The sequence below is a fragment of the Luteitalea pratensis genome, from assembly GCF_001618865.1.
GTDB classification, from domain to species: domain Bacteria; phylum Acidobacteriota; class Vicinamibacteria; order Vicinamibacterales; family Vicinamibacteraceae; genus Luteitalea; species Luteitalea pratensis.
Window position 1 is genome coordinate 1,932,570 of record NZ_CP015136.1, and the last position, 11,294, is coordinate 1,943,863.

Consider the following 11,294-nt stretch of genomic DNA (forward strand, 5'->3'; position numbering starts at 1 on the left):
TAGATGGCCTGCCGCCTACGGCCTCTAGCCTCCAGCCTCCAGCCTCCAGCCTCCAGCCTCCAGCCTCTAGATTGCGAGCAGGGCGCCGGGGTACTGCAGTTCGTTGAGTTTGGCCATCAGCGCCTCGTCACCGACCACGAAGTCCGGCGGGTTGCCGGCAGCCATCGACGTACGGACCTGCCGCAGCAGGATGTTGTCCTCGAGGGGCGTGGTTCGGATCTCGAGCCGCAGGTGCGTAGACAGCATGTCGTTGAGTACGGTGCCGAGCTTCTCGAAGCGCGTGCTGCTCAGGGCCGTCAGGGTGCGAACGCCGGTACGGCCGGCCAGCGCCGCCGCCCTCGTCGGATCGAATGCTTGTGCGGCGTCGACGGCGTAGTTGGGTGGCAGTGCCTCGACGACCGATCGGTGCTCGCGCTGGATGCCGAACGCGATGGCCTCTCGCCCGAGGTTCGACGAGAAGAACCGGCTGGTGCGGCTCGGGATGAGTCCGACGCGCGGCTGTGGTGCCTCCTCGGGACCGAGCCAGAACCACATCTCGAAATTGCCACCGCTCCGGTTGTTGCCGCTGGGCAGGCGGAGGGCCGTGTGTCCGCGTGCCGGCACACCGAAGGCCTCGCCGTCGAGATACAAATCCGGCCCGCGCGGTCCCCAGATGAAATTGCCGTTCAGCGACAGGCGCGCGAGCAGGCGCTTGATCTGTCCGTGCGTGCGCTGCGCCAATGCCTCCAGCAGGTTGCTGGACAGCCACGACGCGATGTCGACGATGACATCGCCTTGTGCTTGCGGCGACCACACGATGAGGGGACCATCGGCATTGACCTGCCCCGCCACCGTGATCGTCGTGAAGCCGATGGACCCGAGGCTCGCCATCTGCCACTGCTCGGCCTCGATGCTCGTCGTCGGCCACGGCAGGTCGATGGTCACGCGACAGACCGGGTTGGGCATTCCGCGCGTGTTGCGCACGCTGTCCTGGAACACCGGCTTGTCGCACGTGATGGTAATCCCCTTCGCAAGTTCGGCCGGGGCAATCACGACGTCGTTGTCGAGGACGCGGCCGTTCATGAGCGCGACCTTCTCGATGTGGATGCCGGGCTCGCTGCCGCCGCTCGCGCGGCACAGGATGTCGATCGCCTGCTGCACCGTGCGCACCGTCGCCAGGTTGCTGCAGGCCGACGGGTCGTAGGACACATCCGATGCCGCGATCGCGGTGAGGGGCGGGAACAGGGGCCGGCAGTCGGCGAGGTTGCTGAAGACGCCACCGCCGAAACGTACCGCGGCGAGCGCGCAGTAGTGATGGTCCGTGCCGTGCCGGCGTTCGAAGATCGGCTGCGATGGGTTCCTGGGGTCGAGCGGCCACTCGACCTTGCCTGTCAGCGTCCGCGCCGGGATCTGCCAGTAGTCGCCCGGCGTGAAGGTGCCCCTGTCGAACTCGACCTGCACACCGTCCTCGAGATCGATGGGCTGGCCGGATACGACCGTGTCCACGCCGTCCCATCGCCGCAGCGTTGGTTGGCTGCCCACAGCCAGGTTCGTGTTGGCCGGAATGAGGACCGTCACCTCGTCGCCGAGCACCGTCTGTACCTCGAGCAGCAGACCCGGCTCGTTGCGCAGCTCTCGTGCTTCATCGGTCAGTTCCACGAAGCGCGCCGACGCGAATCCCAGCACATCGTCCCGGCCGGGATCCTCGACACGGATCGTCTTCGCCACCGCGTCGACGGCAAGCACGCGCGAGACGATGCTGCCGTTGTCGCGCGACCACTTGAAGCGGACCCTGTTCTCGACCGTGTCGTGGATCTCCACGCGATACAGCTGGTTCTCGAGCCGCCGGTAGCCGCCACCCTGCGGCGCGAGGCAGTCGTTGGTCGCGTCCTCGCCGGGGACGGCGCGCGCACGCAGCCGTCCGGTCGGCGCCTCCGGCGCGACAAACGCGCCGCATCCCTTCTCCTCGACCTCGACCAGCCGTGCCTGCCATACCACCTGCACCCGCGTGGCAGTGTCGGGACCACCCAGCGCGACCTCGCGCAGGGCCGGAAATCCATCTGGCGACTGATCGACCGCCGTGACGTGTCGCTCCCACACATCGAGGTACACCGCGAACAAGCCATCATCGACGGGCAAGGGCACGCCAGGCAGATCTGGCTGCTTCGACAGTCGCATGCCACCTTCGCGATGGTTCTCGCACCGCAGGCCGTCCACGTAGATCTGCCCTGGCGCGATCAGCAGATCCCGACCTTCGTCAGCGAGTGCGACCTGGAAGTGCCGGAACTCGTCGGGCGAATGCTTGGGTGCACCGGTGCGGCCGATGGCGTCGACCGCCGATGCCCGCTCGCGCTGTAGCGCGAGATCGGCCTGCTCGTTCCACTCGGCGTCGAGCAGCACGCGTCCCTGTTGAAGGCGCACACCGCTGTATCGGTTGGTGGGGCGGTGGGTCGAGCGACTGAAATCACCCTTCATGCTTCACCTCGAAAACTCCGGAACTCCGGTGCCGGTCGCCGACCGACGCGCAACGATGACCGTCGAGCAATTTGTCCACCGTAGCCTTGGCGAAGGTGGAAGCTCGACGGCTACACCCATAGCTCGACGGTTACGACAGCACCCCCGTCGACCTGAAGGTCGACGGCTACAACAGCAAACGCGACGGCTACCACGGCAATCATGACTGTGGCGACGCGACGATCACGCCCGCCTCGAGTCCGAACCGCAGGTACTCGTCGACCGCGATCTGCAAATTGCGCAGTCGCTGCGGCGCCTGCAGGAAGTGCCAGGCGCCCATCTCGCCCTGGTCCTCGGCCCCACGCGCAATGCGTTCGGGACACGTCGGCGCGAGCATCCCGTAGCCCGGATCGCCGTAGCGCAGCGATGAGAAGACGGGCGGCTCCGCGTTGCGCGCGGCCGTTGCCGGATGACAGCGGTAGCGTCGCGGCGTGCTGGACGCGAAGGGCAAGGCGCAGAACCGCACGCAGCCGACCTGCCGCCGCTCGACGATCACTTCGCCGACGAAGATGCTGTCGGCGGCCTCGATCGTCCTGGATCGCGCAGCGCCGACAACGGTGCTGCGGGCGACGTCGAGGGCATCGGCGGCGATCGCGCCGTCCACGATGCTGTCGGCGACGTGGAGGCTTGCCGAGGACAGCCCGATCGGCAGGTCACCGGTAATGCTCCGCGACACGCTGATCTGCAGGCGCGGATTGGCGTCGATCGCCAGCGACAGCGCGCGCGGTGCGAACGTGCAATGCTCGATGTGCAGCGCGCCGAGGTGCCCGGCGGTCACTGCAAGAGCGCCCTCGAGCAGCAGCCCGTGCAGTACGAGGGCGCCGGGATCCGGGCTGGTGGCGGCCGCCATGCCCTTCACCTCGATGCGTCCGCGCACGTGCGCACGCAGCCCGGCGGGGACGAGCCGGCCGGTCACGCGCGCGAGCGGCGTGAGCACGTCGCCAGTCTCTTCCTCCGGCCAATCCGCCGACGCGATGACGAGCCGGCTCCGCGCCGGAATCCGGATGCGAGCGGCCTCGGTCTCCAGATTCGTTGCATGCGTCCGACTGTCCATCATCACGATCACACCGTGCGTGCCTGCCGGCTGCTCGTTCCAGGCCGCGACAGCGTCGGCGAGGGACGCCGTGATCCGTGCGTCCCCGGGCGGCGGTTCGCGCATCACGCCCATCTGCCAGGTCACGCCATCAGCCAGCCAGGGAGCGATCGCCGCGCGGCGATCGTAGGGGCCGCCGCCCAGATCGCCGGCCGTGCCGTGGGCATGGCACGTCGTGACCTCGCCCGACGGCTCGTTGCCGAACGCCACGCGCCCCAGCGTCGGATCGATCGCGATGCGGCCGGGCCTGCCTGCATGCGCCCAGGCGCCCGCCGCGGTGTCCGACAAGTCGCACACGTCGATGAACGACCCGGGTTGCACGACACCGCCGACGCTGACTCGAAGGCTCCGGACCTCGTCGGGAGTGCCGTAATACCAGCGCAGGTCGTCGTGCAGCGCGCGCCGGCCGATCGTCCGAGGCACGTGTCGTGGTCCGGCAAGGGCCGAGACGGCGTCCTCCGCCGACGGTACGTTCACGAGCGGCACGTCGAGACCAAGCGGATGGCACACGTAGCGGCGCGCGTCGATCCGCCGCGCGGTCGCATGCGTCAGGCGTTGCGGCTGGAGGCGGAACAGGAACACGCCGACGTTCGGGCTGTTGTGACGCCCGCGGCCGCTGTCGATGTGCCGGACGTCGGCCATGCGCGTGGTGCGGTCGAAGGCAGTCGACCGTTCCTGCAGCGCGCTCGCCTGGCGGACCGCCGTCGTCGCATGCGCACCCAGTCGCGGATGGTTGACGTGCTGCGTCGTCGACAGGCGCTCGAAGTACTCGACGACCGCCGCGGGCCATCCGGTCAAGTCGCGCGCGAGCGCTTCCAGCACCGCTGCGGTGCCCTTGCGCCGCCGGTAAGCGAGTGTGTTCGCGACGTAGCCCCGCTGCGTCGACACGCCGTCGCCGACGGGGACCAGTGGCGTCACGCCGAGCAGGTCGCCGATGTAGGGCACGACCCACTCGTCGCACGTCTCGATGAACCAGTTGTCGTACAGGCCCGCGATGTCGTCCTCGACGCGCGCGACTTCCGTGTCGAGCACCGACAGCAGCGCGCGCAGCGGCGACCCCTGCGCATCGTCCCGGACGCGGTAGATCGACGGCAGCAAATCGAACAGGCGGTCGCTCATGACGTCATCGTCTCGGCTGGCACGCGGGTGAGTGCGATGCCAAGCGGATTGATCAGCAGCAGTTGCGCAAGGGCAGTCGGGGCGGCATCACCGTCGGGCCAGATCACGTCGTCGGCCACCAGGCGACCACGCGCCGGAAGGCCTGGAGGCTGGTCGAATCGATGCAGCGTGTCGACGTCCACCATCACCACGCCCGGCACCTGTTGCACCACGCGGACGATGTGCCCGAGGTCGACGACGTCGACGAACCGGCGGGTAGCGAACGAGAAACGCGCCTGCAGGACGGCCCGGATGGCGGCGTCCACGTCGCTCCACTCATGCCGGTCATCGATGAGCACGTTGGCGCTGACGTTGAAGAACACCGGCTGGTACGTGTCGACGCGGATGCGCAGGCCGGGGTCCCGGCTGCGCGCAATCGCCTCGACGAGGTTTCGACCCAACGCTGACGAGGCCCCGACGCGGTGATCCGGGAGTGCACCTGACGAAGCAGGGCCAGGTGCCGGTGCGTCCGCGGCCACAGTGAGGTGGATCCACTGCGTGCCGGCGTGCCAGAGCGTGCGAGCCCGTGCCTTGCCGATGCCGGCAAAGGCGTTGGCGAAGTGTTCGGCGTCGGGTGCCGACACGATGCGACCCATGGCGCGAACCGTCTGCGGTGCGTTCTCCCGAGCGGCGTCGCGGGTCTCGGGATCGGCCGCCCCCGAGGCGCCGACCGGATTGGTGACGCCGCGAACGCCGAGCGGCCGCGTCAGCAGCAGCGTGAGCCGGTCACGCCCGACCATGCCGGCCGCGCCGATGCCCGTGCGGTAGGTCGCCTCCACGTTTTCCACACCGGTGGGCAAGCGGGCGCCGCGCGTGCCGTCGCCGAACGTGACCTCGGCCCGGCCGTCGTCCGCGATCCGTACCTGGTAGCTCTCGCTGTCGGATTCCTCGTCGAGCAGGTGCGCCTTCCCGGCCCACCGTACGCGGTTCACCCGCACCTCGAGCGAATTCGCGGCGCCAGAGGCGCTGGCCGTGCTCGTATACGTCAGCGGTGACTTCCGCAAGTAGAAATGCTGGCCCGGCTGCGCCGCATTGCCACTGCCGAGCACTTCCGCGACGCGCTCACCGTGTGTCGCGAGGACGACGTTGGCATTCAGTGTGACCGTCTGGCGGACGTAGGTGAACGCGAGTCCTGGCGAGGAGAAGTACAGTGTCGTGAAGCCTCCCGCGTGCTCCACCTGCTCGAGTGTCACGACCTCGCTCACGGTTACGCCAGGCAGGTCCTCCCGTTCACCCGTGACGACGATCGGCTGTCCCTCGCGCAGGCGCAACACCATCCGATCGAGTGTCAGCTGTGTCGCTTCGGTGGTGCCGTGGCCAAGCGGCGCGTCGATCGGCAACTGCGCCAGCGCCAGCTGGTCGCTCAGGACGTGCGCCGTCGTGGTCCGCGTGGTGAATGCCGGGCTCTTGTCGGTGTCGTTGTTGGCCAGGCCCTCGCCCGAGTCCGTCCTGGCGAGTTCGAGGCCGGTGGCCTTGCCGGCAAGCCCGAAACCGGCCAGCGACGTTTCGCCGGCGGTCGCGACGCGGAACGGGGTGTACTGCCGTGGCGGGCGCTCGAGGACCACCCATCCGTCTCCCGTAATTCCGGGGACGACACGATCGAGAAGGAAGTCCGCCTCGCGGTAGTACCCGACAACGGCACCGTTCGAGTCCCGGCGTGAGTCCTGCCACACCGGCAGGCCGCCGCCCGCGTCCCAGTCGACGAACCCGGACTGTGCCGCGGCCGTCAGGCTCCTGAACGCCGGTGCGTTGTGGCCGAAGATGCCCGCGCGCGTCCGCATGGCGAACGCACCTGGCTCGCCAGGACCGAGCCGCGTCTTCGGGCGTGGATTGTTGACCGTCGTGTAGATGTAGTCGAGCGCGGCGCGCGGATCCCAGCCCTGCACGCTCATCCACGCGGTGAGGTCGCGGTCGCTCCATGACTGGTTGACGACGGCACGGGTGACCGACCGTGCATCGAGCACGGTGCGGCGGATCGACGCGATCGCTCGCCTCCTGATGATCGGCACCAGCGTGGGTCGCGGAGGAACGGCCGCATCGAAGTCGACGCGCGTGCGGCCCTGCGCGTCCTCCTCCTGCACGCGGCGGATCGTGCGCGTGAGCGTCTGCGGCGGTGAGTCCTCGTCGTGCCGGCCGACCAGGAGCACGACATCGCCGGCCTTCAGGTTCGTGGTGGTGCCGTCGACGTACAGGGTCTCGATCTCGACACCAGCCACGGTGCCGGTCGAGGGCAGCGGCGTGTCGAGATCCAGCGGATGCGTCTCCGCCACATCGAGTGTCGCCGCGCCTTCACCCGCGCCGACGCCGATCGCGAGCAGGTACAGCTTGCCGCCATTGATGGCAAGCGTCTGTGGGTGCAGCAGTCGCGGCCGCAGCACGTTCCAGTCGGCGCGTGCCAGCAGGTCCGCATTCGTCTCGAAGGTCTGTGGCAGCTCGTTCTGGCCGGGCACGCTCTGCACGCGCGATCCGGCGGCGACGCTGACTTCCACGGGTGCGCCCGGCGAGGTGTCGACCGAGTAGGCCAGGTGAACGCTCGCGGCGACACCCGGATTCAGCTCGTACCCGATCAGCCGTGCGAGCTCGAGAATCGAACGCCGCTCCATCGCGGTCCGGAGGAAGCCCTCGTTCGCGATGCGCTCCTGGTAGAACGTGAGGACGTCGGCCACGCATGCCCACGCATCGAGCAGGGCGATGGCTGGATCGTCGGGCGTGCGGGCGGTGAGGGCTGCCAGCGGATGACGGACGTCGCCGGGTGCCGGTTCGACACTGGCGATCGGCAGCCGCGCGAGCAGCCTCCGCAGCACTGTCGCATGCGTGCCGCTGCGATAGGCGATGGCCGTCAGCCCGGGTGGATTCCCGACGGGTGGATTGGGGGGCAGTGGCGAGCATCCGCCGCAGGTGGCTGTGTTGGGCTCGCTCATCGCCCGCCCTCCAGCAGGAATGTCAGCCGGCCGCGCTCGCGCACGCTCGGATCGTTGTCGAGGCGCGCGATCTCGAGCCGGTGCATGCCGATGAAGCCGCGGTCGATCTCCCCGCGCGAGGACTCGCCCTGCCGCTGGAAGCGCACGACATCGAGAACGGAGCCGACACCAGGCACGTCGAGCGCCGTGGCGATCAGCTGGCTGAGCACCACCGGCTGGCCGAACGTGTAGCGATCCGGGTGGAAGAAGCCGACGGTGCCGTCGGCGCGCGTGCCCGCGCCAAACGCGGCGTCGAGGGCCTGCTGCACGGCGCCGCGATGGGCCTGCTGGTTCACGCAGAGCCGCAGCGCGATGTCGAGCGGCACGAACCGCGGCGCGTCGATTTCGAGATCGCCGCCCGCCATGCGGAAGCGCTCGAGGAAGGCGCGTATCTCGATCTCGAAGGGCGTGTCGACGGGGCGTCCGCCGCGTCGATCGATGGTGACGAACATCGTGTGCCAGCTGCCCGTCCAGCGGCGGGTGGCGGCGGCGCGCTGCACGTCGGGATGCCGCTGCGCCGCCTCGGCGTAGTCGGCCTCGGTGACCGCGCGTTCCTGCGTCCGGAAGGCCTGCGGCGCGTGGAGACGGGCCTGGCGCACCGGCTCGGGCTCGACGCCGCCGCGCGCAGCGATCGGGTTACGCACGGTCACGCCTGGCACGCGCGGCACCAGCGCGCACAGCGCCTCGGCGCCGACGTTGCCCGCCACGCCGTTGCCCTCGCGATGACGTACACGGAACGTGGTGCCGGCCGCCGGACGACGGCCGAGGACGCCGTCGCCGAACCGCAGCCGGGCCGGCCCGCCGTCCTCGGTCTCGACGACGAACTCGGGTGCAAAGCGTGAGCTGGTCAGGAGATCGCGGCGTGGCAACCACGTCTCGCCCTCGCCACGCAACGTGACTACGGGACGCGTCTCGCGCGGATCGATGTTGGTGGCCTCAGCGGCCGGGCGCTCGCGCGCGGCCAGCGCGTCGAAGGCCGCCGCCTGCGTGAGCGCCGGCGAGTCGAGCGCCGGCCGGTAGCGTCCGTCGGCCGGCACCCGCGCTGGCACCAGTCCACCGGCCGCGTCGTCGTCGAGGATCGTCAGGCCATGGTCGGCCAGCGCCACGTTGGCTCGCGCGATCGTCGACGCCACGGTCCCGCCCGCGCCATCGTCGAATTCGGCCAGGCACAGCGGGAACGGCAGTGCGTCCCGCTCGTGCCAGCGGACCTCCAGCACCGGGGTGCGCAGCGCGGGATCCTCGAGGTCGCGGGGGGCGGCAATCAGCCGGACCACGTGCCGTCGCGCCGGATCCGCGTCCTCGGGGCGGCCAGTGATGGGCCCGCGCACCTCTTCCAACACCAGCACGTCACCGCGCGACAGTCCGAGAGAGGCGGTGCTTCCGGCGAGCGTGGCCGTCGTGGTGCCCGCGCGCAGCGTGCAGCGCTCCTCGCCCCACGTGTGGAAGCGGATCGCGTTACGCGACACCGTCAGTGCCGTCACCTCGTGCAGGGTCTCGAACGACACGTCACCTGCGGCCTCGCCGGTCCTTGGCTCGTCGGTCACGCGGGTGCCCACGGGCAGCGCAGGAGCGGCGCTGGTGCCGCGGTCGACGTCGGTCCCGAAGACCAGCCACGCGCGTGCATTGGCGCCGTCGTGCAGGTGGTAGTCGACGAGCCGTCCGTGCCGGCGCACCGACGTCCGGCGGCGTGCGGTGCCGAGATACGCTTCGGTGGCGACCGCGTCCTGGTAGTAACTGAGCTGGTCGCCGGTGTACGCAAGCAGCTCCACGAGCGCGATGCCCATGTCTGCAGGACTGCGATCGCGCCAGTCGGGCAGGGTGGTGGCGAGGCGATCGAGCAGCAGTCGCCGGAAGCTCGCATAGTCCTTCGCGAGGTAGTCCAGGTGCGGCGCAGAACCCTGCTCGGGCGGACACTCGACACGTGTGACGCAGTCGGTGTCGGCGGCGCAGTGCACCTTGAACGAGAACGTCACGTGCGACAGGACGGGATCGAATCCTGGCGGCGGCACGTCGTCGAGCAGCGAGGCGATCAGTCGCAGCGCATACGGCGAGAAGTCGCCGGCGCGATCGACACGCAGCGTCACGACCGGCCCTGTGGTCGCGACGACGGCCTGGATCGTGATGCCGCTGATCCGCACGCCGCCCTCGACGGCGAAGTTCGAGGCCGCGAGCGGGTCGCCGGCCGGAACGCCCCCGCGCTGGCCAGGCAGGGGATGCACGAAGTGCACGTGCAGCACGCGCTGGTCCGCCGCATCGATCTCCAGGAAATCGATGCCGTTCAGGAACGGCTTGTCGGCGTCGTCTCGCGCCTCACGCACGAGCATGCGCCGGCGGGATGTGCCACAGGCGAAGCGTTCGTGCGGCATCCTAGGCTCCCGACTCGAACCGCTGCACCTGCAACTCGCCGGTGCGGCGTAGGACGTACGTGATTTCGACCTGCAACGAGGCGTCCACGGCATCCACCTGCACCCGCTCGACGTCGATGACCTCGGCCAGGTACTGCTGCAGCGCGCCCTGCACGAGGAACTGCACCGCCGCGGCGAGCTCCGGGCTGTTGGGCGCGAACACCAGTTGCTGTAAGCCGCTGCCGAAGCCGGGCCTGTTCACGCGCTCGCCGGGGCGCGTGAAGATCAGCTGCTCGATGAGGTCGCGCACGTGATCGGCGTCGGTCGTCTGGGCCGTCCGGCGCCTGCTGTCCACGTGGAACGGGAAGTCGATATGCATGGCCAGTCCTGCTCACATGCCCGTGACGCGTGTCTGTGTCTGCACCACGCTCAGCGGCGTGCCGTTGGGCACGCACACGGCCTGGCTGTCGAAGAGGAGGACGGGTTGGCCGGCTGCCAGCACCCTGGTCGCGCCCATCATCCACTGCGCCGTTACGCAGGGCGACGGCACGACTCCCGCCACGAATGGGCAGCCGGCGACCACATGCGGCGCCGCCATCGTGACGATCGGCATGCCGCTCACGAGCACGCGCGGGTTTGGCGCCGTGGCCTGCGCCTGGCCGCCGTGCGCGCATAGCACGGTCGCGCCCGCGTGGAGGAGGAAGCCCGGCATCAGGTCACCACCAATGCGCCGTTGTTGACGGTGACCGTCGGGCCGGTCATCACCAGGCTCGCGCCCTTGCCGTTCTGGATGTAGATGCCCGTGTCGTTGACGATGATCGTGGCGCCCGTCGTGCTCTTCAGCATGATTCCGCCGGTCGGCCCCGGCAGGTCGCTGATGACGAGACTGTTCTGTGCCGTGGACTGCAGCACGATGTTCGGGCTCGCCGGGTTGCCGGCGAGCGCGAGCGCGGGCACCTCGGCGGCCGTGCCGTAGTAGCAGCCGGTCCACACCGGGTAGTCGGGATCGCCCTGCTCGAACTCGACCCACACACCGGAGCCGACCTGCGGGATGAAGTACGCGCCCATCTGCTTGCCGGCGATCGGAAAACACGGCATCGCCCAGGTCGAGGGAATGAGGCTCGACACGTCTGGCAAGATCACCTGGAGCCGTCCGAGTTGCATCGGATCGACATTGTTGACGACCGTACCGCGGTACTTGCCGTAGAAGCCTTGCGCGCTCATGCCGGGTGTCTCGTGGTGTTG

7 protein-coding genes are annotated in these 11,294 nt (G+C 69.4%); all 7 read right to left on the reverse strand.

Annotated features, from left to right (window positions below):
• Positions 1-66: 66 nt before the first annotated feature.
• Positions 67-2,454, reverse strand: coding sequence for a DUF6519 domain-containing protein (locus LuPra_RS07920; RefSeq protein ID WP_110170249.1), 2,388 nt, complete (start codon positions 2,452-2,454; stop codon positions 67-69).
• Between the two features lie 199 nt (positions 2,455-2,653).
• Positions 2,654-4,705: a phage tail protein gene (locus tag LuPra_RS07925; RefSeq protein ID WP_110170250.1), complete on the reverse strand. Its 2,052-nt coding sequence runs from the start codon at positions 4,703-4,705 to the stop codon at positions 2,654-2,656.
• Positions 4,702-7,665 carry a putative baseplate assembly protein gene (locus tag LuPra_RS07930; protein WP_110170251.1) on the reverse strand — a complete coding sequence of 988 codons (2,964 nt, stop codon included), beginning with the start codon at positions 7,663-7,665 and terminating at the stop codon, positions 4,702-4,704. Before LuPra_RS07930 ends, LuPra_RS07925 begins: the two co-directional genes overlap by 4 nt.
• Positions 7,662-10,070, reverse strand: coding sequence for a putative baseplate assembly protein (locus LuPra_RS07935; RefSeq protein ID WP_201792182.1), 2,409 nt, complete (start codon positions 10,068-10,070; stop codon positions 7,662-7,664). Before LuPra_RS07935 ends, LuPra_RS07930 begins: the two co-directional genes overlap by 4 nt.
• 1 nt (position 10,071) lies before the next feature.
• Positions 10,072-10,428, reverse strand: a complete 357-nt coding sequence (locus LuPra_RS07940) for a GPW/gp25 family protein (RefSeq protein WP_110170252.1) — start codon at positions 10,426-10,428, stop codon at positions 10,072-10,074.
• 12 nt (positions 10,429-10,440) lie between these two features.
• Complete coding sequence (locus LuPra_RS07945; protein ID WP_110170253.1) at positions 10,441-10,761, reverse strand: hypothetical protein; 321 nt, start codon at positions 10,759-10,761, stop codon at positions 10,441-10,443.
• The gene (locus LuPra_RS07950; protein WP_110170254.1) at positions 10,761-11,273 is read right to left on the reverse strand and encodes a phage baseplate assembly protein V; all 513 of its coding nucleotides are present in this window, start codon (positions 11,271-11,273) and stop codon (positions 10,761-10,763) included. Before LuPra_RS07950 ends, LuPra_RS07945 begins: the two co-directional genes overlap by 1 nt.
• Positions 11,274-11,294 lie beyond the last annotated feature (21 nt).